Source organism: Pedobacter cryoconitis (genome assembly GCF_014200605.1).
In the GTDB taxonomy this organism is placed as follows: domain Bacteria; phylum Bacteroidota; class Bacteroidia; order Sphingobacteriales; family Sphingobacteriaceae; genus Pedobacter; species Pedobacter cryoconitis_B.
Map to the genome: position 1 here is coordinate 119,069 of NZ_JACHCE010000012.1, position 25,992 is coordinate 145,060.

The window sequence follows — 25,992 nt, forward strand, 5'->3', positions numbered from 1 at the left end:
TGATAGATATAAGTACCCATAATTTACGCATCATTTATTGATATTAAAAGGTAAACGTATAAAAAACCAAATTATGATATTACTATCAATTAATTTCGCATATTCTGACTTTTTAACAGATAAAAAGCAATTATGAATGTTTGGCACAGGAGTTGAAATTATACCCATCAATATATAATTATTATTTTTATAAGCGGCAGACTGTCACATTGTCGTTTTTTTATTCTAGAAAGGCCTATTAATGAGTATAAAAGATCAGTTTGATTTTGGCAATGCACTACCCATCATAAATGAAGATACGGAATTTTTCCCTTTGATGTCCCAACAGGATGAAGATGAGATGAATAACGAAGAAACCCCTGAAATATTAGCCATACTTCCCTTGAGAAATACGGTTTTATTTCCTGGAGTTGTCATCCCAATTACCGTTGGAAGAGACAAGTCCATAAAACTGATAAAAGAAGCCTATAAAGGTGACAAAATTATTGGTGTGGTTTCCCAGCTCGATGTATCTATCGAAGATCCAACATTTGAGCAGTTAAATAAAGTTGGTACTGTAGCACATATTATCAAAATGCTGCAGATGCCTGACGGTAATACGACTGTAATCATCCAGGGGAAACAACGCTTCCGATTAATTGAAGAGGTACAATCCGAACCTTATATTAAAGTTACGATCAGTAAATTTAATGAGGCCAAGCATAAAAAAGATAAAGAATTCAAAGCCCTGGTAGCCTCTATCAGAGAAATGTCTTCACAAATTATCCAGCTATCCCCTAATATCCCGAGTGAGGCAGCAATGGCTCTCAAAAATATTGAAAGCACTTCTTTCCTGATCAATTTCATCTCTTCCAATATGAATGCAGATGTCAAAGACAAGCAAAAAATGCTTGAGATGGACAATCTGAGAGAAAGAGCCTTAATGGTTATGGAATTACTGACACTGGAACTGCAGATGCTGGAATTAAAAAACCAGATACAATCTAAAGTCCGTGTTGACCTGGATAAACAGCAAAGAGACTACTTTTTAAATCAGCAGCTTAAAACCATTCAGGAAGAACTGGGAGGAAACTCTTCCGATCTTGAATACGAAGCGCTAGAAGTCCGTGCTAAAAAGAAAAAATGGTCAGTACAGGTAAAGGATCATTTTGGTAAAGAACTGGAAAAGCTGGGAAGAATGAACCCTGCCGCACCCGATTATTCTGTACAGATCAATTATCTTGAATTGTTACTTGATTTACCATGGAACGATTTCACTAAAGATAACTTTGACCTGAAACGTGCGCAAAGGGTACTGGATAAAGATCACTTCGGACTAGAGAAAGTGAAACAGCGTATCATTGAGTATTTAGCGGTATTGAAGTTGAAACGCGATATGAAAGCTCCTATCATCTGTTTGGTAGGCCCTCCGGGAGTTGGTAAAACTTCATTGGGAAAATCAATAGCCAAAGCACTGAACCGTAAATATGTCCGTATGGCATTAGGTGGTATCAGAGATGAAGCAGAAATCCGCGGACACAGAAAGACATATATAGGTGCAATGCCCGGACGTATCATTCAGTCTATCAAAAAAGCAGGTGCCGCTAACCCGGTATTTGTATTGGATGAGATTGACAAAGTAGGTTCTGATTTCAGAGGCGACCCTTCTTCGGCATTACTTGAAGTATTGGACCCTGAACAAAACAGTGCTTTCAATGATCATTATGTAGAAACTGATTATGATCTGTCTAACGTACTATTTATTGCGACAGCCAATTCACTGAGCAGTATTCAGCCAGCTTTGCTGGACAGGATGGAAATCATTGAAGTAAATGGTTATACCATTGAAGAAAAAATAGAGATCGCTAAAAAGTATCTTTTACCAAAACAAAAAGAACAGCACGGTATTCAGACAAAAGATATTGTCTTAAAATCAAGCCTGATTGAAAAAGTAATTGAAGACTATACCCGTGAATCCGGTGTTCGTGGTTTAGAGAAAAAAATAGGTTCACTGGTTCGTGGCGTAGCAACTAAAATTGCTATGGAAGAGACCTATGAACCAGCATTGAGTCTTGAAGATGTAGAGCGTATTTTAGGTGCACCTATTTATGACAAAGACTTATATGAAGGCAATGAGGTAGCTGGTGTGGTAACCGGACTGGCCTGGACACAAGTAGGTGGTGATATCCTGTTTATAGAAGCAAGCCTGAGCCCTGGTAAAGGAAAATTAACCCTGACAGGTAACCTTGGTGATGTGATGAAAGAATCTGCTGTCATCGCACTCGCTTATCTCAGGGCACATGCTTCCTTATTTGGCATTGACAACCAGCTGTTTGATCTTTGGGACATCCATGTTCACGTGCCCGCAGGTGCAACACCTAAGGATGGTCCATCGGCAGGTATTACCATGCTGACTGCACTGACTTCAGCTTTCACGCAACGTAAAGTAAAATCGAATTTAGCCATGACAGGTGAAATCACCCTTCGTGGTAAAGTTTTACCAGTTGGCGGAATCAAAGAAAAGATCCTTGCTGCCAAAAGAGCTAACATTAAAGATATCATCTTATGTAAATCCAACCGTAAGGATATCCTGGAAATCAAAGAAAGTTATATCAAAGATCTTAATTTCCATTATGTAACTGAGATGAAAGAAGTTATTGAACTGGCATTGATGAAAGATCAGGTTAAAGATCCTCAGGATCTGACTATCAAAGTCAAACCAGCAGTGATAATCTAATTGCGCAGATAAATTTTAACTCATATATTTAAAGCTCCGGAATAACCGGGGCTTTTTTTTTATAATTCACATGAAATACACCGGATATTCAATCCTTTTCTTTCTATTATTCTTCTCTTCTTTTGCTTATTCACAATCTTTTAAAAATGAGGTTGGTTTTAAAAGTGATAATGATTCGTATCTGGCTCAGGGTTCTGACCGCTATTATACGAATGGGTTATTTCTCTACTTCCGTCATGCTACAGATCAGCAAAATCTAAAGGCCGGCCTGGAAAAAAAAACCTATGAAATCACTGCTGGACAAATGATGTTCAACCCTTATTCAGGGTTTGCCCCTGATCCGGCTACACAGGATCGTCCTTTTGCAGGATACTTATATGTTGGCGGTACAATGAACTGGTTTTATAGTGATGAAAGTATCATCAGTGCAAGCGCACAAATAGGAACTACAGGAAAAAACTCTTTAGGTGAGGCAGGCCAGAAACTACTGCATAAAACTTTTGGTTTTTATGACATTAGCGGATGGGATTACCAGATCAAAAACGAACTGACACTTAACCTTTCTGCCCAGTACACTAAATTACTGACACGTACGGCTGGCAATGCCGTTGAATTATCTTTCGAAGGATATGCAAATCTTGGAACGACCTTTAGTGGTGCAGGCGCAGGCTTACTTTTCAGAACAGGTAACCTGAACCAATTATTCAATTCAGCTTATACCCATGCAGTGATCGGCAATCATGCCAAAACCAAATCACTGGTCAAAAGAGAAATATTTTTCTATGCTAAACCTCAGTTAAATTTTGTGGCTTATGATGCAACGATTGAAGGAAGTATGTTTAACAATAACAGTCCGGTAACTTTCAGTCAGAAACCTATCGTATTTGCGCAGCAATTAGGACTGGATTACAGTGTGGATCGTTTTACTGCCGACTTTGGCGTGATATTTAAAACGAAAGAAATTAAAAGTACAGCAAGGGCACATCAGTGGGGATCTATTACCGTGTCCTACAGATTTAACTAGACAAGATCAATTTAACCAGGCATCCATGCCTGGCTTTTTCCTGTTTTCCTTTTTTACAGCAATTGATTTTTTGTCGCTTTTCCTTTTCAGGATCACACTTTTAGGTGTATGTGTCGGTTTCCTTTTTTTCTCCACATGAAGACCAGTCCTTAATAAAGCCATCAGTTTAATAATACTTTGTTCCTTATTAACCAGCTGACTCCGGTCTTCTTGCGAAACCACATGAAGATTACCCTCCGAATCTATACGGTTTGCCAGACGTTCTGCCAGTAATGCTTTTTCTTCAGCAGTAAAAAATTCAGCAGATGCTACATGGAGGATCACCTCCACTTTACTGGAGACTTTGTTGACATTCTGCCCCCCTTTCCCTCCGCTTCTGGAAGTTTTAAAGGAAAGCGATTTAACGAGTTCTTTTCTATCTTTATACATAGCCGCAATAATAATTCTTTTTCTCTAAAACTATTTTAAAAAACCCTCAAAACCGTATATTTGCAACTATATGAGAAAAAATGTGGTTGTAGCCATTGATGGTTATTCTTCATGCGGTAAAAGCACGCTGGCAAAAGCACTGGCAAAAACATTGGGTTTTATCTATATAGATAGCGGTGCAATGTACAGGGCGGTTACTTTATACTTTATACGTAACCATACCAATGTAGCTGATGAGACAGCCGTAGCCGATGCCCTCAAACACATTGAACTCAATTTTCACTCCAGAGATTACGAATCACATATCACCCTGAATGGTGAAGAAGTTTCAGAAGAAATCAGACAAATGCCTGTTTCTGAAAATGTAAGCGAAATATCTGCTTTAAAGCAGGTACGTAAAGAAATGGTCAAACAGCAGCAGCGCATGGGTAAGTCCAAAAACATCGTGATGGACGGTCGTGATATTGGTACCACTGTATTTGCTGATGCACAGGTCAAACTGTTTATGACAGCAGACCCTAAGGTCAGGGCAGAAAGAAGATTCAAAGAATTACAGAGCAAAGGCGATACAACGACTACACTGGAAGAAGTTTTTGAGAATCTTGCACACCGCGATTATGCAGATACTACAAGAAAAGAAAGTCCGCTTGTGCGTGCAGAAGATGCTATCATTCTGGACAATACAGAAATTACGCCTGCAGAACAGCTTGAATTTGCCTTAAACAAAGTCACTCCTTTCATTCCACAGCTGGCCTAAAAGAAGAATATGGGGAATTAACACCCGATTGTCATTCAAAATACATATTAACTAAGGCAAACTGTTCAAAATCAACAACATTTATTAAAAAATTCTTTCATTAAAAATATTAATTTCTATCTTTGCAATCCCTAAAGGGAAAAGGAGATTAAATGATTAATGGCAAAAAAACAAGTAGCAGAAAAAGAATTAGAGGCTAAAAAAGCCGAATTACAAGGTACAGACGCTCGTCTGACTGAAAAAGAAACCATTGAATCTGAAGCAGATTCATTGTCGATCGAACAGATCAAATCATCACTAGCAACACCAGATCAGGACTTTGACTGGGATGCAGACGATAAAGCTTTCGGAAAATACTCTGACGAAGACCGTAAAAAGTTTGAAGACATGTATACCGATACTTTCAATCAAATCAACCAGGGTGAAATTATCAGCGGTATTGTTGTATCAATCAACAATAAAGACGTTGTATTAAACGTAGGATTTAAATCTGACGGTTTAGTATCAACTTCTGAATTCCGTGATACACCTGATTTGAAAATCGGTGACACAGTTGATGTATTTGTTGAAGCTCCGGAAGACGCAAATGGTCAATTGATTTTATCTCGTAAAAGAGCAAAAACTCAGAGATCTTGGGAATCTATCAACGAAGCCCTTGACAATGACAGAATCATCAACGGATTTGTTAAAAGCCGTACTAAAGGTGGTCTTATCGTTGACATCATGGGTGTTGAAGCTTTCTTACCTGGTTCTCAGATCGACATCAAACCGATCCGTGATTACGATGTTTATGTAGGTAAAACAATGGAATTCAAAGTTGTGAAAATCAACCACGAATTTAAAAACGTTGTCGTATCGCACAAAATCTTAATCGAAGACGATTTAGAAAGTCAAAAAGTTGAGATCGTATCTAAACTTGAAAAAGGTCAGGTATTAGAAGGTACTGTTAAAAACATTACTGACTTCGGTGTATTCATCGATTTAGGTGGTGTTGACGGTTTACTTCACATTACTGATATTTCTTGGGGCCGCATAGAGCATCCAAAAGAAGTATTGAGCTTGGATGAAAAAATCAATGTTGTTGTTCTTGACTTTGATGACGAGAAAAAACGTATCGCATTAGGCTTAAAACAATTAACTCCACACCCTTGGGAAAGTTTAGATACTAACCTTGTAGTTGGATCTAAAGTTAAAGGTAAAATCGTTACTGTAGCTGATTACGGTGCATTCTTAGAAATCATTCCTGGCGTTGAAGGTTTAATTCACGTTTCAGAAATGTCCTGGTCACAAAACTTACGCAGTCCACAGGAATTCTTGAAAGTTAGCGATGAAATCGAAGCTGAAGTATTAACTTTAGACAGAGACGAACGCAAAATGAGCTTAGGTATTAAGCAATTAACTCAAGATCCATGGCAAAATGTTGCTGAAAGATATCCTATCGGAAGCAAACATACTGCTGTAGTTAAAAACATGACTAACTTCGGTGTATTTGTGGAAATTGAAGAAGGTATTGATGGATTAATCCATATCTCTGATCTTTCATGGTCTAAAAAAGTTAACCACCCTAACGAATTCACTAAAGTTGGTGATACATTAGACGTAGTTGTTTTAGAATTAGACGTTGATAGCCGTAAATTAAGCTTAGGTCATAAACAATTAGAAGAAAACCCTTGGGATACTTTTGAAACTATCTTCACGTTAGATTCAATTCACCAGGGAACTGTTGTTAAAGTAACTGATAAAGGTGCTGTTATTGCTTTACCATATGGTGTAGAAGGATTCGTTCCAACTAAACACATGGCTAAAGAAGATGGTACTACTATCAAAGCTGAAGAAACTAATGATTTCAAAATCATTGAGTTCAACAAAGATGCTAAACGTATCGTTGTTTCTCACGCCCGTATCTGGGAAGAGGCTAAAGCTGAAGTTGCTGCTGAAGAAAGAGCTACTAAGAAAAAAGATGCCAAAGCTTCAAGCAATGCAGTTAAAAAAGTTAAAGATTCAGTTGAGAAATCAACTCTTGGTGATCTAGGTGTTCTTGCACAATTGAAAGAGCAAATGGAAGGCGAAGAAAGCAAAAACAAAGCTAAATAATCTTCAGGCTTATATATTAAAAAGAGGGTGTCCAAAAGGCACCCTCTTTTTTTATGTCATGAAATTCGTGTCTTGATTATTCCCTGGTCACAGGTTAAAGAAACTTAGCTTTAAGTTCAGCAGTAGGCACCATACAACTCTCCTCTCTCCCCCAGATTGCATATCTCCGCTTAGCAATCTGATTATAGACAAAGTCTCTGATAAAGGCAGGAATAATCATCAGACCATACAACAACGGCCATGCACCACTCAAATGTCTGGTAATTCTTAATGCGGCAGTAGAACGCTGGTAAACTTTTCCGTTCTCAAACAAAATGATACTGCTCAGTTCACTTAACGATAACCCAAAAGGCCCGAGATACTGCTGGGCAACATCACTTTGCAGCGCAGCGAACCGGAACTGGTCTTTCTGATCTCTTTGAATAACAAATTTAACAGAGCCCGTACATAAATTACAAACACCGTCAAAAAATAGAATAGAATGCTGCATGGTGAAATTTAGTCAATTATTGATTCAGGCTATTTGTCTTTTATTTTACTAATAACGGAAAGCCATGTTAATAATTGCAAAATTAGTATATAACAACAGATATCCCGAAACAATACTTTAAATCTTAACCCTTTTCACAAAAATAATCAAGCTAAATCTTTATATAAATCAGGCAATTAGCTTTATTTTACAATTAAAACGCAGAACCTCATTGAAATTAATTAAAATTGCGGACACATAATTCAATCCGATTTTTTATATTTGCCTAATCAATTTGTCAATGCAAAAGAGAACCCTGCTAGACGGTAAAAAATTCCAAATCACAATTAAGAGACTTTGTCATCAATTAATTGAGAATCACAACGATTTTTCTAATACCGTACTCATTGGTATACAGCCCCGCGGCAGTTACTTCGCAGACAGAATCAAACAAGAACTTTCAGACATTCTAAAAAACAAGACGATCAGAAAAGGTAATCTTGACATCACTTTCTTCAGAGATGACTTCAGAAGGAAAGATGGAATTGTCTCAGCAAACAGCAATACTATAGACTTTATCATTGAAGGATGCAATGTCGTTCTAATCGATGATGTACTCTGGACAGGGCGTACCATCAGGGCTGCATTGGATGCATTGCTTGCTTTTGGCAGGCCAGCCAAAGTAGAACTTCTGGTTTTAATCGACAGAAGGTTCTCAAGACATGTACCTATTGAACCTGATTATATCGGGCAGCAGGTAGATAGCTTAGATTCCCAATTGGTAAAAGTAAGCTGGAAAGAAACAGAAGGAGAAGACAAAGTAATTTTAATATCAGACCGAAATAAATAAGAAATGGCAGCAGAAAAACTATCAACACGACATCTTTTAGGCATTAAAGATATTACCCTGAATGATATTGAATTGATTTTTGAGACTGCAGATAATTTCAAAGGTGTCATTAACAGGACCATTAAAAAAGTCCCTTCCCTTCGAGATATTACGATCGCAAATATCTTCTTCGAAAACTCTACCCGTACCAAACTTTCATTTGAACTGGCAGAGAAAAGACTTTCAGCAGATGTGATTAACTTCGCTGCATCTTCCTCTTCAGTAAGTAAAGGAGAAACACTGATTGACACAGTCAATAACATCCTGGCCATGAAAGTGGATATGGTTGTAATGAGACATCCATACGCAGGTGCTGGTGTATTTCTGAGTAAACATATCAACGCACAGATTGTCAACGCCGGAGACGGTGCGCATGAGCATCCAACTCAGGCCTTACTTGATGCTTACTCGATCCGTGAAAAACTAGGAGACGTAAGAGGCAAAAAAGTGGTTATCGTCGGAGACATCCTGCATTCCAGAGTTGCAATCTCTAACATACTTTGTCTTCAAAAACTAGGTGCTGAAGTTATGGTTTGTGGTCCGACAACGCTGATTCCAAAACATATCGGTGCCCTGGGGGTAAAAGTAGAACATGACCTGATCAAAGCCTTAAACTGGTGTGACGTAGCCAACATGCTGCGTATCCAGCTGGAAAGACAGGACATCAAATACTTCCCTTCTTTAAGAGAGTATGCGATGATGTACGGTCTGAACAAACAGATCCTGGACAACCTGGACAAAGAAATTATTGTCATGCACCCTGGTCCGATTAACAGAGGAGTTGAGATTACCAGCGATGTTGCCGACAGTAAACAATCAATCATTTTAGATCAGGTAGAGAACGGTGTGGCTGTCAGAATGGCTGTACTTTATTTGCTTGCATCTCAGAAAGATTAGAATCATTCCCTTTGATCTTATACCATTCCGGCTAAATTAACGTTAAACAGTGTTATCAACACTTGTTAACTTCTTATGTTAATAAGACCCTTTACAATAATTATATTAGCAGCAACCATATTTGAAATCATTGCAATTATCAGGTACCTATTGCCCTTAAAACAGCAATACAAAGGGTTCATGTTAATTTCATAACCGCTTAAAGAAATTAAACACCAATGAAGAAAAAATACTTTTTTATTCCGCTTTTATTAGCTGGTAACCTTACCGCAGGTTATGCGCAGGTAAGTGCGTTAGTAAACCTCAATAAAAACTATCAGACCGGCCTTGAATTACTTCAAAATGAAAAGTATGTCGCTGCAGCTCAACAATTCAGATTGGTTGAACAGTTAAGACAGAAACCCGGAACTGCTCAGGAAAGTAACGCAGAACTTTCTCTGTTAAAAGAGAATGCTAAATTTTATGCAGCTGTATGTGCACTGGAATTAGGCAATCGTGATGCAGAAAGTTTATTTCAAACCTTCATTAAAGACTACCCTTTAAACCCAAATACAAAACTTGCCTACTTCCATGTTGGTAAATCGTATTTCGCACAAAAAAATTATCAGAAAGCATTAGAATGGTTTGAAAAAACTGATCCTTCTACCCTTTCTCAAAAACAAAGAACAGAATATCAGTTCAAACAGGGTTATTCTTATTTTGAACTAAAAAACATAGAAAAAGCAGAGCCTTTATTCGAAGCAGTAAAAAAAGTTGACGGTCCGTTTCAGGAAAGTGCAACTTATTATTTCGCTTATATCAATTACCTGAATAAAGAATATAAAACAGCACTGAGTAATTTTGAAAAACTGAAAGGTTCTAAAACTTATGAAGCCAGCTATCCTTATTATATCACTTCCATGTATTACCTGGATGAGCGTTATGATGATGTAATCAATTATGCTATTCCTGTTTTAAAAGATACGAAGCAACAATTTGAAGCAGAAATGCTGAGCTTAATTGCAGCTTCTTATTTTGCTAAATCAGATTATAAAAATGCAGCACTGTATTTCAGTGATTTCTATACAAAAAGCGGTACCACTAAAACCAAAAACAACCTTTTCATTTATCAGTACGGTTATTCATTGTTTGAATTAGGCATGTACAGAGAATCGGTAGGTATATTGGAGCAATTAACTGCTGATGATGTATATCTGCAAAGCGGAATGCATACCCTGGGACGTGCTTTTATTAAATTGGGTGATAAATCAAAAGCAAGAAGTGCATTTTTCAGAGCATCCCGTCTTGAATTTGACAAAGTAACCCAGGAAGATGCCTGGATCAATTATGCCAGATTAAGTTATGAACTTGACTTTAATCAGCAGGCTTTAGAATCTACACAGAGCTTCTTAAAACAATTCCCAACCTCACGTAAAATAAATGAGGCCAAAACATTATTGGGTGAAATTTTGCTGACTAGCAAAAACTACCAGGCAGCTATTGATATTTTAGATCCGATCCCTAATAAATCACCAGAGGCTAAAGAGGCTTATCAAAAAGTATTATATTTCAGAGGTCTGGAATTTTATAACGAGCGTGCTTTCCCGAATGCACTCTCTATGTTCCAGCGTTCCAATGCACTTCCAAGTGATTCAGAAATTCATGCCTTAAGCACTTACTGGATGGCAGAAGCTATGTATGAACTGCGTAAATACGGAGAAGCAGTCAGAACATTCGAGAAATTCCTTGCGATGCCTGATGCAGAAAAAACCAAGGTATATAACTTTGCAAATTATGCCTTAGCTTATTCAGCTTTCGAGGATGAAAAATATGCAAAAGCAGCTACTTATTTCGAGCGTTTCCTGAGTGGAAATGATAAAGACAAAAATACGGTAGTTGATGCAACCATGCGTTTAGCAGATTCATATTTTGTAAGTAAGAGCTATGGAAATGCGTTGACTTATTATAACAGAATTATCGCAGACAGATCAACAGGCGAAGATTATGCTTTGTTCCAAAGAGGAATGATCCAGGGGTTACAGGGACAGGACGATACTAAAATTGCCACTATGGGCAGCCTGTTACAGCAATTCCCTGCTTCAAACTACGCGGATGATGCAGGTTTTGAAATTGCCTATACTTATTTCAATAAAGGTGATCTGGACAAATCAAGAACTGACCTGACAGCCTTAATCGCTAAATATCCAAACAGCAGTTATGTACCAAGAGCGTTAGTCACTATTGGTCTTGTACAATACAACCAGGATAAAGATGAAGAAGCACTGGCAACCTTCAAAAAAGTAATTGGTGATTATGCAAGTACTGAAGAAGCCAAACAAGCTTTAGAATCTATCAAAAATATTTATGTAGACCGTGGTGATGCCAATGGCTTTATTGCTTATGCAAACACTACCCCTATAGGTAACTATACCGTAGCAGAACAGGATAACATAGTTTTCCAGGCTGCTAAAAACACTTACCTGAAAGGTGATGCTCAGGGAACAGTTGAAAGTGTAAATGCTTACTTTGATAAATATCCAAAAGCTATCCATGCGAAAGAAGCTAAATTTATCAGAGCAGAATCACTGGTTAAACTGAACCGTCCTGATGAAGCTATTCCTGATTATGAATTTATTCTGAATGACTGGACAAGTGATTATACAGAACGTTCACTGGTGAGTATCTCTAAAATGTTCCTGGCACAGAAAAAATACAATGAAGCAATTGTGTATCTGAAAAGACTGGAAACCACAGCAGATTATAAAGCACATTATTCATTTGCAATCAATAACCTCTTGCAAGCCTATACTGCTTTAAACATGCCTGATGATATGCTTAAATATGTATTACTGACTAAAGAATCTGATAAAGCTTCTGAAGAAGAAGTAAACAGTGCAGACCTTTACGCAGGTAAAGCTTATCTGTTAAAAGCAGATACAACAATGGCTGTGAAATCTTTCACTAATGTGGTTGGTAAAACAAAAACACTGGCAGCTGCCGAAGCTAAATATACACTGGCAGAAATTCAATACAAAAAACATGACTATAAAACATCTCAGAAAACTTGTTTTGATTTAGTCAATAACATGCCTTCTTACGATTACTGGGTAGCTAAGGCGTTTATCCTGCTGGCAGATAATTATGTCGCATTAAAAGACAAATTGCAGGCGAAAAGTACGCTCTTAAGTATTATTGATAACTATGACGGTAAAGATGAAATTGTCGCTACTGCCAAAGAGAAATTAGAAAAAATTAAATAAGACAAAGAACCATGAGATTTAACAAATTAATATATACTACTGTTTTCTTATTAACCGCGGGTACACTGACCATTCAGGCTCAGGATAAAAAAACGACCGAGAAAAAGGCTACAGAGAAGAAAGCTACAGAAAAAAAAGCTGCTGAAAAGAAAACAGCAGAGAAGAAACCTGTTGAGAAAAAAGTTGCCGATAAAAATCCTGAGGATAAACAAGTCACAGAAGAAATTGAAGTAGTAAGACCTTATAAGCCGGTTTTAGCAGAAGCAGTTAAACTGAGAAGAAGTCCTGACCTGAATGATGTAAAAACTTATAAAGCACGTTTCAATTATAGTCTTACAGATAGAAAACTGGAACTGAACTCTGACATTGACAAACTTTATGCACAGGAAGTAGCCGCAGAAAGACAATCAGAAATCATCAACAATTATGTAAAAGGCGGATTTGGTTCTGCAAGTACAGTTCTTGGTGAAGCTTATATCAATATGGGCCGTTCTGAAGATTTACAGGCAGGTGGTTTCTTCAAACACTTTAGTCAGTCCGGAAAATTAAACGGACAGAAATTCAACCAGCAGCAATTAAGTGTTTTCGGTCGCAGCATTGGCGAGAAAGCAATATTCAGCGGTCGTATCAATTATGAAAGAAAGGGTCTTTATTTCTATGGTTATGACGAAACTAAACCAGATAGAAACCCTAATCCTGCGAAACAGTCTTTTAACTTTATTGAAGGAGAAGCAGAAGTAGTGAATAAACACAGTGAAGATGCAGATGCATTAAGTTATGCAGCCAAAGTGAATGGTTATATCTGGGGAGACCAGTTTTCTGCCAGAGAAAACTCTGTAGTGATTAATGGTTATTTAAATAAAAGAATCAGCAGCTTCAATTTCGGTTTAGCAGCATCCGGTGAATTTGGCAATACAAAAGATGTATTAACGAATGTATCCAATAACCTGCTTCGTTTAAACCCATATATCCGTTTACAGGCTAGTGGTATAAAAATTACAGCGGGCATTAACTTTGTTCAGGAATTTGGTACAGTTTCCAAATCAAGAATCTTTCCTGCTGTAACTGCAGACTTCACCATTATTCCTGATTACCTGCAAATCTTTGGAGAGATCAAAGGAGATGTGAACAGAAACTCGCTGAAAGAACTGAGTGATGAGAACCCATTCCTGAATAGCAATATTTCCATTAAAAACTCTATTGAAAAATTAAGTTTCAGTGCAGGTATTAAAGGTACTGGCGGCCCTGGTTTTGGGTACAAGGCAAGAGTATACCGTAAAGAAATTACTGACATGCCATTGTTCGTGAACAACTATGATGATTTCAGTAAATTTGATGTGATCTACGACTTTGGGAATATGAAGCTTTTAGGCTTAGAAGGTGAAATCTCAGTACAGGTAAGTGATCAGTTAAAATGGACAGGTAAAATCAACGTAGAAGATTACAAGCCAGCATCAGAAACTCAAAGCTGGTTTAAACCTCAGTTACGTATAAGTTCAAACCTGTTATACAACGTGACTGATAAAATAGGTTTTAATGCTGCTGTAGTTATCCAGGATGCTTCGAATGCAAAAATCTATACTCAGGCTCCTGCATCACCATACCTTATCCCAAACACTGCTATTGAGCAGGTAGTCAATGTAAAAGGTTTTGTAGATCTGGGAATTGGTGCGACTTATAAAATCAATAACAGATTCTCTGCATTCGCTAACGCTAATAACCTGCTGAACAAAAAATACAGCAGATACCTGTATTATCAGGCAATTGGTGTTAACGTATTTGGTGGAGTCACTTATTCGTTCTAAGAGTCCTTGTCCAAAATTCAGCTAAGCAATTACAATAATAATTGGTTGATACGGAATTAAAATTTATTTTTACCAGAATGGATATCTTGTCTTATCTCTCAGAACTTATTCAAACCCGCAAAACTATAGGAGTTTCCGGATTGGGAACTATTTATAAAAAGAAATTACCGGGAAGGTATGATGCGGAAACGCATTCGTTTGTACCTCCAAGTTATACAATTTCTTTTACGCAGGAAGTAAATGAAGAGATTATATTAGCTGAATTTATCAGTAAAAAAAGGAATGTATCTACCGATACTGCCAACTACTTTATTGATGAATTCAGCAATGGCATTCTGCAGCAATTAAATGATCACCAGGAAGCAGAATTTGGCGACCTGGGGAAATTATACAAAGACGATGACGGGCTTCACTTTGAACCATCAGAGAAACTGAGTTACGGTTTCGATTTTTTTGGTTTACCCGTTGTTAAAGCAGAGCAGGAACCGTCGGCAGAAGAAATCATGCCGGAAACCCCGCCTGTTGAAGAGATTGCACATAGTCATATTGATGAGGTCATCCCTTATGAGACACCTGCTGCTGAAATATCTGTTGCAGTAACTTCTCCTGAAACTGCTCCGATTGAAGAATATGTTGAACCTTCAGAAGAGCCTGTAACTGCTGAAGAACCAGTAGTTAATCAGGAAGAAGAAGTATTACCATTAGGAATTCCTGTTGTTGAAGAACATATAGAAAATCCGGAAGAAATAACTCCTGCTGAACCTATAGAAGAGCCTGTGGTTTCTCCAGTCGCAGAATCAGTAATTACTCCTTCTAATGAACCAGTGGCCCCTCCTGTTGAAGAACCTGTCATAGAAACAGTTGTTCCTCACCATGAAAACATTGTCCCTGACAGCCCGGTTGCACCGCGTAAAGATGAAAAACAACTTCGTGCAGAAATCGAAGCATTGAATTTCTACCGCTCAAAATCTCCTGCTCCAAAAAATGTAGTTACTGACCAGGAAGAAGTCATCTGGAATATAAAAGAGAACACAAAAACTATTGAGCCTGCTCCGTTTTACAATAAAAACGAAGAGCTTTACACACCAGAGGAAGAAGAAGAACCGGTTGCCAAAACAACTCCTTTATATCTGAAAATTATTTTAGGCCTGCTGATTTTAGTGATTATGATGATTGTTGCTTACATCGTCAAACCAGAATGGTTTGATGGCATTATAGCAAACAACCCATTGAATACACCAAAAACTGAACAGCCTGTTAAACGCCCTATACAGGAAAGATATAAACCAGATTCAACTGCTACTGCTGATACCACTCAAAAAACAGTGCCGGCAACTCCGGCTACAGCAGTAGTAAAACCGGTTAAAAAAGACTCAGTCGCTCAACAAGCCGTAGTCAAAACCCCAGATACAGGTACCGTAGTTTATGAAGTTATGGCTGCCTCTATGCACGATCAGAAAGAAGCAGACAAGTTCATTGAACAAATGAAAAAGAGCGGCATAACTGCTAAAGTCGTAACAAATATGTCGGGAAGGAAACTAAAAATCAGTATTGCAACGTTAAAGGATAATGAAACAGCTAAGCTAGAGCTGGAAAGGTTAACAAAGAAACTGAAGATACCGAAAATGTACATTTATAAAAACAAACAATAAATATGATCACTTTGCTACAGGTTGCTACAGATACAGTACACCAATTAACAGATACCGCCAATGTTGCAAAACAAGCTGTAACTGCTGCACCTCAAGAACTGCACTTCTTTGATTTACTAATGAAAGGTGGATGGGTAATGCTTCCACTGGCTTTCCTTGCTTTTGCTGGTTTGGTAATCTTCGTTGAACGTTATCTGACTATCAGAAAATCTTCTAAAACTGAATCTAATCTGATGCTTCAGATTAAACAATACATCCATGAAGGCAGATTGGAAAATGCGATTGCTTTATGCAGAAATACAAATTCCCCATTGGGACGTATGCTGGAAAAAGGCCTGAAACGTATTGGCCGCCCAATTAAGGATATTGAAGCAGCAATTGAAAATGTAGGTAAACTGGAAGTTTCTAAACTGGAGAAAAACATCAGTGTTTTAGGTATTATAGCTGGTATAGCACCGATGCTTGGTTTCGTAGGAACAATTGTAGGGGTAATTACAATTTTCCATGATGTATCTGTTAAAGGTGCAATTGAAATCGGAACTATCTCAGGTGGTCTGTACACTAAAATGATTACCTCAGCAACGGGTCTGATCGTAGGTATTATTGCTTATGTTTTATACCATATCCTGAATGCGATGGTAGAAAGAATCATCCTGAGAATGGAAACAGATGCCTTAGAGTTTATTGATCTATTAGAGGAACCAGGTAAATAATGAATCTACGCAAAAGAAATAAAGGAACAGTCGAGGTACATACTTCTGCGCTGAATGACATCATGTTTTTCCTGATGCTGTTCTTCCTGCTGGCTTCGGCAGCAGTAAATCCGCAGGTAGTCAAACTACTTCTTCCGCGTTCAGACTCCGGACAACAGTCTGCAGCTCAAAAAACCGTTACTGTCTCTATCAATGATAACCTGACTTATTTTGTAGAGAAACAGCCTGTTACCCTGGATAAGATGAAAGCAAGTATTGAAGCTTACCAAAAGGCCTCTCCCGATCTGACTATTGTATTATATGTAGCCAGAGGAGTATCCATTGAAAATACTATGGCCGTGTTTGATGTAGCCAATCAGTTAAAACTGAAAGTTGTATTAGCTGTAGAACCAAAAAAATAATGACTTACCATAAAGAAGAAAATAATTATCCTAAAGCCGTAGCAATATCCACCGCGATCATGGCTGGTTTATTGATATTAAGCTTTTTTATTGCTATCGGGACTTTCAAACCTGTTGAAGAAGCAGGTATGGGCGGGATGGTAGTTAATTATGGTACTTCTGTAGAAGGTATGGGAACTGATTATACCAGTATCGAAGAACCTTCTGCAGATCCCAATGCAAATAAACAGCTTCCTGATAAAGTAGTTCCTGAAAAAGAAGTTACTCCTGTAAAATCTGTAGAAAGTACAGATAAGGAAATCGCTACCCAGGACAATGAAGAAGCAGTCAGTATCAGTACTAAAAAAACAAATAAGCCCTCTACCCCTGCTGCAACTACTAAAGTTGTGGATAAACCCGCTAAACCAACAGTAAACCAAAATGCACTGTATAAAGGTAAAGCAAACAAAGGTACAGGACAGGGCGATGGAACTGGAACAACTCCTGGAAATCAAGGTTCAGTTAACGGAGATCCGTTAGCGAATAACTATGGTGAAGGTGGTTCTGGTTTTGGTGGTACACCTATTGCTTTAAGACGTTTCACCAATCTGGTTACCCCTCAGGATAACGGACAGAAAACCGGTAAAATAGCAGTTCGTATCAGCATTAATAAACAAGGAATAGTCGTTGATGCCACCCCTGGTGTGAGAGGGACAACCTTGCAGGATTTAGATCTTTGGGCTAAATGTAAAACTGCCGTAATGGGTGCCCGTTTGAATCAATCTGATAATGCTCCTGACTTGCAGGTTGGTGTTGTAGTTTTCAATTTTAAAGTGAAGTAATTAGGTTTCTTTAAAAACTTGCACAATAAAATCATACCATGACTTATTCAGAAACCCTGGATTACCTGTACAGCAGACTTCCGATGTTTACCCGTATCGGCGCAGCTGCAATGAAGAAGGATTTACACAACACCATCGCAATGTGTGAAAACCTTGGAAACCCTCAAGACAAATTTAAAACCATTCATGTCGGCGGTACAAATGGAAAAGGTTCTACCTCCCATATGCTGGCAGCTATTTTACAAAAAGCGGGTTATAAAACCGGCTTGTACACCTCCCCCCATCTCAAAGATTTCAGAGAAAGGCTTAGGGTAAATGGCGAAATGATTACTCAGCAATACGTTGTTGATTATACCGCACAGGAAAAAGAGCTGATCGAATCTATCAGTCCTTCATTTTTTGAAGTAACCGTTGCAATGGCATTCGCCTATTTTGCAGCCGAAAATGTTGATGTTGCTGTTATTGAAGTAGGCCTTGGAGGCAGAAAAGATTCAACAAACATCATTCATCCGGAACTATCCGTAATTACCAATATCAGCTATGACCATATGAACCTGCTGGGCAATACCCTGCAGGAGATAGCTAGTCAGAAAGCAGGAATTATCAAACCCGGAATCCCGGCCGTAATTGGCGAAAGACAAGAAGAAGTAGCACAAATATTTATAGATGAGGCGGCAGAAACAGCCAGTAAGTTAACTTTTGCCAGTGACGAACTTCATGTCAGAGATACTGTCCGTGAAGGTATGGAACTGCGTACTTCGGTCTATCAAAATGACACCTGTTTATTCAAAGATCTTAAACTGGACCTTACTGGTTTCTATCAGCTAAAAAATGTACTTACAGTTATCCAATCTGTACTCACACTGAATCAGAATGGATTTAATATCTCTGATGAAGCAGTTTACAGCGGACTTGCCAATACAGTACAGATTACTGGCTTACAGGGCAGATGGCAGACTATTGGTGAAAACCCGTTGATTATTTGTGATACAGGTCATAATATAGCTGGTATCCAGGAGGTGCTTGAAAATATCAATGCTACACCACACCACAATTTACATGTGGTAATTGGTATGCTGAGCGATAAAGACATTACAAGTGTACTGGAACTTTTACCAATCCATGCAAAGTACTACTTCTGCCAACCTGAGCTGGAAAGAGCAATGCCAGCTGATGAACTGGCGGCAAAGGCGGCAAAATTTATGTTACAAGGTCCCGTTTTCGAAACGGTAACCTTAGCTTTGAATGCAGCCAGAGAAAATGCTGAGGCCGATGATCTAATCTTTGTTGGCGGCAGCACATTCGTGGTAGCAGAAGCCCTTTAAAGCTTCAAACTAAATAATGTAATTGATACTGATAAAGCTTGTTTGAACTTAAAAAAGTTCAAACAAGCTTTATTACTGAAAAACCAACTGATGAAAAAAACTTACTTGTTATTCACCGCACTTTGTTGTCTGTGCGGAGTGACTTTAGCACAAAAAAAGGCAAAAAGTACAGGCACGGGAGCTTATCCCGCGACTATTGACCGTCCGAAACTGGTTATTGGCCTGGTAGTCGATCAAATGCGCTGGGATTATCTTTATCGTTATTATGACAGGTATTCAAACGGAGGTTTCAAACGCCTGATTAACGATGGTTTCTCGGCAGAAAACACTTTGATCCCTTACACACCTACTTATACGGCTGTTGGCCACTCCAGTATTTATACAGGTTCTGTACCTGCGGTGACTGGTATTGTTGGGAATGACTGGTACGATCCACAATTAAAAAGAGGTGTTTACTGTACAGAAGATACTGCTGTAGTTTCTGTAGGTTCTACAACCAGGGCAGGTATGATGTCTCCTAAAAATCTATTGGCCACAACAATTACTGATGAGCTTCGTCTGGCTACAAATTTCAGAGGTAAAGTAATTGGTATCTCTTTAAAAGACCGCGGATCGATTCTTCCTGCAGGTCATACCCCTAATGGCGCTTACTGGTACGATGGACAAACCGGAGACTGGATTACCAGTACTTATTACATGAACCAGCTGCCATCCTGGGTACAGGACTATAACAAGCTGAAAATGGCTAATAAGTATTATGAGCAGAACTGGAATACACTTTATCCAATTGAAAGCTATGTACAAAGCACTGCCGACAATAAAGATTACGAAGGTAAAACCAGAGGTGAACAAACGCCATCTTTTCCGCATCCTTTAAAACTTTATACAGGCAAAAACTACGATATGATCAGAAGTACTCCCTATGGAAATACAATTACACTTGATCTTGCAAAAGCTGCCATCAAAGCAGAAGATTTAGGTAAAGATAATATCACAGACTTTCTTGCAGTAAGTTGTTCATCAACTGATTATATTGGTCATCAATACGGACCAAATTCTATCGAAGCAGAAGATACTTATCTGCGTCTGGACAAAGACTTAGAAGATTTCTTCAATTACCTGGATAAAACAGTAGGTAAAGGAAATTATCTTTTATTCCTTTCAGCAGATCACGGTGCAGCACATGTTCCTGGTTTTATGAAAGAAAACAAGCTGCCAGGTGGTGTAGTAGATGACAAAGAAATTGTTAACAGTCTGAATACTTTTCTGGAAAGCAAATTCAAGGTTAAGAAACCTGTATTGTTAGCCATGAACAATCAGATCATATTTAACCATGATAATGAAGATTTCAAACAGATTGACTTTAAAGCTATCAAATCTGCTGCTATAACATATTTAAAAACCTTAGAAGGATTTGCTGATGCTGTAGATCTGGAACGTATTTCTGAAAGCACCTTAACTGCTGTACAAAAACAAATGATTACGAACGGATACAATGCACGTCGCAGCGGAGATATCTATTTCATTTTACAGCCTAACTGGTTTGACGGTGGAAAAACAGGTACAACACATGGTGCATGGAACCCTTATGATGCGCATATACCACTAGTTTTTATGGGCTGGAATGTGAAGCCTGGTAAGACGAATAAAACATACCATATGACAGATATTGCACCTACTATAGCTGCAATGCTTCATATTCAGATGCCAAGCGGCTGTGTAGGGGAACCTATTACAGAGCTTACGCATCAATAAAAAAAACACGAATAAAGACAAACTCTCTCCGCTATGCTGCTTTTGAAAAAAGGCAGTGATATTCAGCCAGGGTTTGTCTTTTTTTATGCCTTATATATTTTAAAGCGGTCATTAATAAATTCTATATTATATTTTGAATTCAATATTCAAACTTACTATTTAGTTTTTATTACATTTACCAACCAAATATAATTTCACGAATGGAACCAATTAAGAGCTACGTCCCCAAAAATAAGATTCGTTTTGTAACTGCAGCAGCCCTGTTTGATGGCCATGATGCAACTATAAATATTATGCGCCGTATCCTGCAATCTTCAGGAGCAGAAGTTATCCACCTTGGACATAACAGATCTGTAGATGAAGTTGTGAACTGTGCAATTCAGGAAGATGTCCAGGGTATTGCGATGACCTCCTATCAGGGTGGACACATCGAATATTTCAAATATATGTACGATCTGCTTCAGGAAAGAGGAGCTACAAAAATCAAAATATTTGCAGGTGGTGGCGGTGTAATTTTACCGACCGAAATTGCGGAACTCCAGGCTTACGGTATTACCCGGATTTACTCTCCCGATGATGGCCGCAAAATGGGCTTACAGGGTATGATTAATAATATGCTGGAGCAAACAGACTTTATCACCACTAAATCGATTACCAACGAGCTGGAAATGATTCCACGCAAGGAAGTAAGAAGCATAGCCTCTGCGATCACTGTTGCTGAAAATGATCCTGCAGGTGCCCAGGCCTTTGTCAATGAACTGAAAGTACTGACCAGTAAAAGTCAGGCCCCTGTTCTGGGTATTACCGGTACAGGCGGATCAGGTAAATCATCATTGGTAGATGAACTGGTAAGGCGCTTTCTGATGGAAGTCAAAGACAAAACACTGGCAATTATCTCCGTTGACCCTTCTAAAAGAAAAACAGGCGGTGCATTGCTTGGTGACCGGATCCGGATGAATGCTATCAATAACCCAAGAATTTACATGCGTTCGCTGGCTACAAGACAAGCGAACCTGGCCTTGTCTGTAAATGTAAGGGAGAGCATTGATATCTGTAAAGCAGCCGGCTATGATCTGATTATTGTAGAGACCTCAGGTATTGGTCAGTCCGATACAGAAATTACAGAACATTGTGATGTTTCTTTATATGTGATGACGCCAGAATTTGGTGCTGCCACCCAACTGGAGAAAATTGACATGCTCGATTTCGCCGATCTGGTATCGATTAATAAATTTGATAAACGCGGCGCTTTAGATGCTTTGCGCGATGTCCGTAAACAGTATAAAAGAAATCATAACCTGTTTGATGCTAAAGACGATACTATTCCCGTATTTGGTACGATGGCTTCTCAGTTCAATGATCCGGGGATGAATAACCTGTTTACAGCGTTGATGTCAAAGATCAAAGAGAAGACAGGAACAGACTTCAAAGCAAGAATGCCGATGACTGCCGGTCAGTCAGAAAAGATCTATATTATTCCACCAGACAGGTCAAGATATCTAGCAGAAATTGCAGAATCCAGTCAGGCTTATAATGAATGGGTAGACCTGCAAAGCGGTATCGCCAGAAAGCTGTATCAGCTTAGCGGGGTACTGGAACTCTGTGAACATGAAAAGTCTGCAAAAAAAGGAAAAGATACAGAACCTTTAAAAACGTCTCTGAGAGATATCTATAATCACTTAGAAGAACAATTAGATGGTCAGTGCCGCAGGTTACTGAGAGAATGGCCAGAAACTGTTCAGAAATATAAAGAAGAATACTTTGTCTATAAAGTCAGGGATAAGGAAATTAAACAACCTTTATTCTATGAATCTTTATCACAGCTTAAAATCCCTAAAGTTTCTTTGCCAAGGTATAAAGACTGGGGAGATATTCTGCGCTGGTTACTCACAGAGAATGTGCCTGGTGAATTCCCTTATGCAGCAGGTGTATTTCCTTTGAAACGTGATGGAGAAGATCCGACAAGAATGTTTGCCGGAGAAGGCGGACCAGAAAGAACAAATAAGCGTTTTCATTATGTTTCCCTTGGACAGCCCGCACACCGTCTTTCCACTGCATTTGACTCTGTAACACTTTATGGGGAAGACCCGCATATCAGACCGGATATTTATGGTAAAATAGGAAATTCGGGTGTGAGTATTGCAACATTGGATGATGCAAAGAAACTATACTCAGGTTTCGATCTGTGTGCGTCATCGACCTCGGTTTCTATGACCATCAACGGCCCCGCCCCTATGCTTTTAGGTTTCTTTATGAATGTGGCCATTGATCAGCAATGTGAGAAATATATCATTGAGAATGACCTTACAGAAGAAGTCAAAGAGAAGATTGACCAGATCTATAAAGAAAAAAAGATTAAAAGACCTGCTTACAGCGGAGCTTTACCAGAAGGGAACAATGGGCTTGGCTTATTGCTATTAGGTGTTACCGGCGACCAGGTTTTACCAGCGGACGTATATGCCGGGATTCGTGCCTATGCTATCAGTACTGTTCGTGGTACAGTACAAGCGGATATCCTAAAAGAAGATCAGGCGCAAAATACCTGCATCTTCTCTACAGAATTTGCATTGAGAATGATGGGTGATATTCAAAAGTATTTCATTGACGAGAAAGTAAGAAATTTCTACTCTGTTTCTATCTCAGGATATCACATTGCCGAGGCGGGTGCGAATCCGATCTCACAGCTGGCCTTTACCTTAAGCAATGGATTTACTTTTGTAGAATACTACCTGAGCAGGGGAATGCATATAGACGACTTTGCGCCTAACCTTTCGTTCTTCTTCTCTAACGGAATAGATCCTGAATATGCTGTAATAGGCCGCGTAGCCAGACGTATCTGGGCAAAGGCGATCAAGAACAAGTATAAAGGGAATGATCGTTCACAGAAGCTTAAATATCATATTCAGACTTCAGGAAGATCATTACATGCACAGGAAATTGATTTCAATGATATCAGAACTACCCTGCAGGCTTTATATGCGATTTATGACAACTGTAATTCGCTGCATACCAATGCTTATGATGAGGCTATTACCACGCCAACAGAAGACTCTGTACGAAGAGCAATGGCTATTCAGCTGATCATCAACAGAGAATTAGGCCTGGCGAAAAATGAGAACCCTTTACAGGGTGCATTTATCATTGAAGATTTAACTGATCTGGTAGAGGAAGCTGTACTGGCCGAATTTAAACGTATCAATGACCGTGGCGGAGTATTAGGTGCTATGGAAACCATGTATCAGCGTGGTAAGATCCAGGAAGAAAGTTTATATTATGAAACCCTGAAACATAATGGCGAATATCCGATTGTGGGTGTAAACACATTCTTAAATAAAAATGGATCTCCAACAGTTGTTCCCGGAGAAATTATCCGTGCTACAGAAGAAGAAAAACAATTCCAGATTGAAGCCCTGAATACATTCCAGAAAAGAAATGCTGACCATACTGCACAAGTATTGAAAGATCTGCAAAAAGTAGCCATTACTGGAGGTAATACTTTTGAAGCTTTAATGGAAGCTTGTAAGATCTGTTCACTCGGACAGATTTCCAATGCTCTATATGAAGTAGGCGGACAATACAGAAGGAATATGTAGACTGACAGAAATATGGGTAAACAAAGCTAGCGCTAAACAGAAAGGCCCGGATAAATTATCCGGGCCTTTTTTATAATAAGATATTCTTCTCTGGTTAGTATCGGAATTGTTTTATTGTACTAAGCGTGTATCCAGCTGAATTTATAGTCCATAGTAGGGGCTTTCATTCTTTCTGCAACACGTAATAAACGGCTTGGCAGAGCCATGATATAATCACGGGCCTTTTCACCGGCTTCATTCAGATCCTGCATACTTTCAATTTTCCACTCTACAATAAGCTGCTGCATAATCTCTACATAATCAACTGCAGTATAAACACCTAAGCGTTGTGCAGCATCTGTAAAGTGACCGAAAGTCTGTCCCATTTTCATTCCCATTTCTCTCAGGAAGTGAGCAGGCATCACGATCTTTTTACGCATCATATCTTCAAAGGCGATCATAGCTTCATTAGGATCTACTTCAAATATTTTAGACATAAAATCTTTATAAGCTTTTGCATGTCTTGCTTCATCAGAGGCAATTACACCACAAATCTTAGAAAGTAAAGTATCTCCGTCTCTTTTAGCTAAAGATGCTACCCTTCTGTGGGATACATTGGTTGCCAGTTCCTGGAAACTGGTGTAAATAAAGTTACGGTATGGATCATGACCAGTACCTATATCGAAACCGTCAGCAATTAAATATTGCGTAGAGATTTCCATCTGGCGCATATCAACACGTCCTGATAAATAAAGATATCTGTTTAATAAATCACCGTGTCTGTTTTCTTCGGCAGTCCAGTGTCGAACCCATTTCATCCAGCCACCCTGCTCGTCTCTTGTAATACCATCAACCATAGATAACCATGATTCATAAGTAGGCAGTGCTTCTTCTGTAATAGTGTCGCCAATTAACACGGCAACAAGATCATATGAAAGGTCATTTGCAGTTTCGCGAAGGGATTTTATATCTTGAATAAAAGTATCACTGGTAGAAACAGGCAAAAAATCAGTTGGCTGCCAATTTGTATCAATCGGTTTCAGGTAAGTACCCATCATATCGAGCATATACTGCTCAATGTGAAGCATTACTTCCCGTCTTTTTTCAGCAAAAAAACTCATTATATGTGTGTTTTAGTTTAACACCAAAGATAACCAAAATTATTTCATAATGCCTTTCTGACGCTATTTAATAGCAGATTAAGCTAAAAAAATGTTGGGCTAGAGGAGCAAATTATTAAAGAATTTAATGCATCTGTTCATACAACGTACGAAAGAGGAGAATTGTTGTAAATTTTAGCGATAATATTGTTTAAAAAAGCTTTACTACAGTTGAAAAACCTATAAACAAGAAAAGCCTGTAGTTTCCTACAGGCTTTCTTTAAGATTTGGCACCGACCTACTCTCCCACGTGTTACCGCAGTACCATCGGCTC

The 25,992-nt window shown here is 38.6% G+C and carries 18 protein-coding genes; 15 read left to right on the forward strand and 3 right to left on the reverse strand.

Translation table 11 applies throughout. The features are described from left to right. Positions 1-241 precede the first annotated feature (241 nt). The gene (gene lon, locus HDE68_RS25110; protein ID WP_183885249.1) at positions 242-2,716 is read left to right on the forward strand and encodes an endopeptidase La; all 2,475 of its coding nucleotides are present in this window, start codon (positions 242-244) and stop codon (positions 2,714-2,716) included. Between the two features lie 70 nt (positions 2,717-2,786). Then, positions 2,787-3,740: a lipid A deacylase LpxR family protein gene (locus tag HDE68_RS25115; protein ID WP_183885251.1), complete on the forward strand. Its 954-nt coding sequence runs from the start codon at positions 2,787-2,789 to the stop codon at positions 3,738-3,740. A 6-nt stretch (positions 3,741-3,746) separates the two neighbouring features. Here the strand turns inward: HDE68_RS25115 and HDE68_RS25120 are convergent, their stop codons facing one another. Next, positions 3,747-4,169 (reverse strand): peptide chain release factor-like protein, encoded by a 423-nt coding sequence (locus tag HDE68_RS25120; RefSeq protein ID WP_183885253.1) that lies wholly within the window; start codon positions 4,167-4,169, stop codon positions 3,747-3,749. A 70-nt stretch (positions 4,170-4,239) separates the two neighbouring features. On the opposite strand from HDE68_RS25120, the gene cmk reads away from it, so the two are divergent. Both cmk and rpsA read left to right on the forward strand, forming a co-directional pair. Continuing rightward, positions 4,240-4,926, forward strand: coding sequence for a (d)CMP kinase (cmk, locus tag HDE68_RS25125; protein WP_183885255.1), 687 nt, complete (start codon positions 4,240-4,242; stop codon positions 4,924-4,926). A 159-nt stretch (positions 4,927-5,085) separates the two neighbouring features. Beyond that, a complete protein-coding gene (rpsA, locus tag HDE68_RS25130) occupies positions 5,086-7,020 on the forward strand; it encodes a 30S ribosomal protein S1 (RefSeq protein WP_183885257.1) in 1,935 nt (644 codons plus the stop codon). A gap of 94 nt (positions 7,021-7,114) precedes the next feature. Here rpsA and HDE68_RS25135 read toward each other — a convergent pair whose 3' ends face one another. Continuing rightward, the gene (locus HDE68_RS25135) at positions 7,115-7,510 is read right to left on the reverse strand and encodes a thiol-disulfide oxidoreductase DCC family protein (RefSeq protein ID WP_183885259.1); all 396 of its coding nucleotides are present in this window, start codon (positions 7,508-7,510) and stop codon (positions 7,115-7,117) included. 280 nt (positions 7,511-7,790) lie between these two features. On the opposite strand from HDE68_RS25135, the gene pyrR reads away from it, so the two are divergent. The 11 genes from pyrR (at position 7,791) to HDE68_RS25190 (ending at position 24,579) form a co-directional block, all read left to right on the forward strand. Next, a complete protein-coding gene (pyrR, locus tag HDE68_RS25140) occupies positions 7,791-8,339 on the forward strand; it encodes a bifunctional pyr operon transcriptional regulator/uracil phosphoribosyltransferase PyrR (RefSeq protein ID WP_183885261.1) in 549 nt (182 codons plus the stop codon). Positions 8,340-8,342: 3 nt separating this feature from the next. Then, a complete protein-coding gene (locus HDE68_RS25145; protein ID WP_183885263.1) occupies positions 8,343-9,275 on the forward strand; it encodes an aspartate carbamoyltransferase catalytic subunit in 933 nt (310 codons plus the stop codon). Between the two features lie 218 nt (positions 9,276-9,493). Next, positions 9,494-12,514: a tetratricopeptide repeat protein gene (locus HDE68_RS25150; protein WP_183885265.1), complete on the forward strand. Its 3,021-nt coding sequence runs from the start codon at positions 9,494-9,496 to the stop codon at positions 12,512-12,514. Positions 12,515-12,525: 11 nt separating this feature from the next. Next, positions 12,526-14,319, forward strand: coding sequence for a TonB-dependent receptor (locus HDE68_RS25155; protein WP_183885267.1), 1,794 nt, complete (start codon positions 12,526-12,528; stop codon positions 14,317-14,319). 77 nt (positions 14,320-14,396) lie between these two features. Continuing rightward, complete coding sequence (locus HDE68_RS25160) at positions 14,397-15,971, forward strand: hypothetical protein (protein ID WP_183885270.1); 1,575 nt, start codon at positions 14,397-14,399, stop codon at positions 15,969-15,971. 2 nt (positions 15,972-15,973) lie between these two features. Beyond that, positions 15,974-16,684: a MotA/TolQ/ExbB proton channel family protein gene (locus HDE68_RS25165; protein ID WP_183885272.1), complete on the forward strand. Its 711-nt coding sequence runs from the start codon at positions 15,974-15,976 to the stop codon at positions 16,682-16,684. Further along, positions 16,684-17,085: an ExbD/TolR family protein gene (locus tag HDE68_RS25170; RefSeq protein ID WP_183885274.1), complete on the forward strand. Its 402-nt coding sequence runs from the start codon at positions 16,684-16,686 to the stop codon at positions 17,083-17,085. The genes HDE68_RS25165 and HDE68_RS25170 overlap by 1 nt, the downstream gene beginning before the upstream one ends. Then, entirely contained in the window at positions 17,085-17,906 is an 822-nt protein-coding gene (locus HDE68_RS25175) for an energy transducer TonB (protein WP_183885276.1), read from the forward strand. The genes HDE68_RS25170 and HDE68_RS25175 overlap by 1 nt, the downstream gene beginning before the upstream one ends. Positions 17,907-17,944: 38 nt before the next feature. Then, positions 17,945-19,231: a bifunctional folylpolyglutamate synthase/dihydrofolate synthase gene (locus tag HDE68_RS25180; RefSeq protein ID WP_183885278.1), complete on the forward strand. Its 1,287-nt coding sequence runs from the start codon at positions 17,945-17,947 to the stop codon at positions 19,229-19,231. A 90-nt stretch (positions 19,232-19,321) separates the two neighbouring features. Next, positions 19,322-20,986 (forward strand): alkaline phosphatase PafA, encoded by a 1,665-nt coding sequence (pafA, locus tag HDE68_RS25185; protein ID WP_183885280.1) that lies wholly within the window; start codon positions 19,322-19,324, stop codon positions 20,984-20,986. Between the two features lie 200 nt (positions 20,987-21,186). Beyond that, on the forward strand, positions 21,187-24,579 hold the full coding sequence (locus HDE68_RS25190) for a methylmalonyl-CoA mutase family protein (RefSeq protein WP_183885282.1): 3,393 nt from the start codon (positions 21,187-21,189) through the stop codon (positions 24,577-24,579). A gap of 119 nt (positions 24,580-24,698) precedes the next feature. Here the strand turns inward: HDE68_RS25190 and HDE68_RS25195 are convergent, their stop codons facing one another. Then, complete coding sequence (locus HDE68_RS25195) at positions 24,699-25,679, reverse strand: acyl-ACP desaturase (RefSeq protein WP_183885284.1); 981 nt, start codon at positions 25,677-25,679, stop codon at positions 24,699-24,701. Positions 25,680-25,992: the final 313 nt, after the last annotated feature.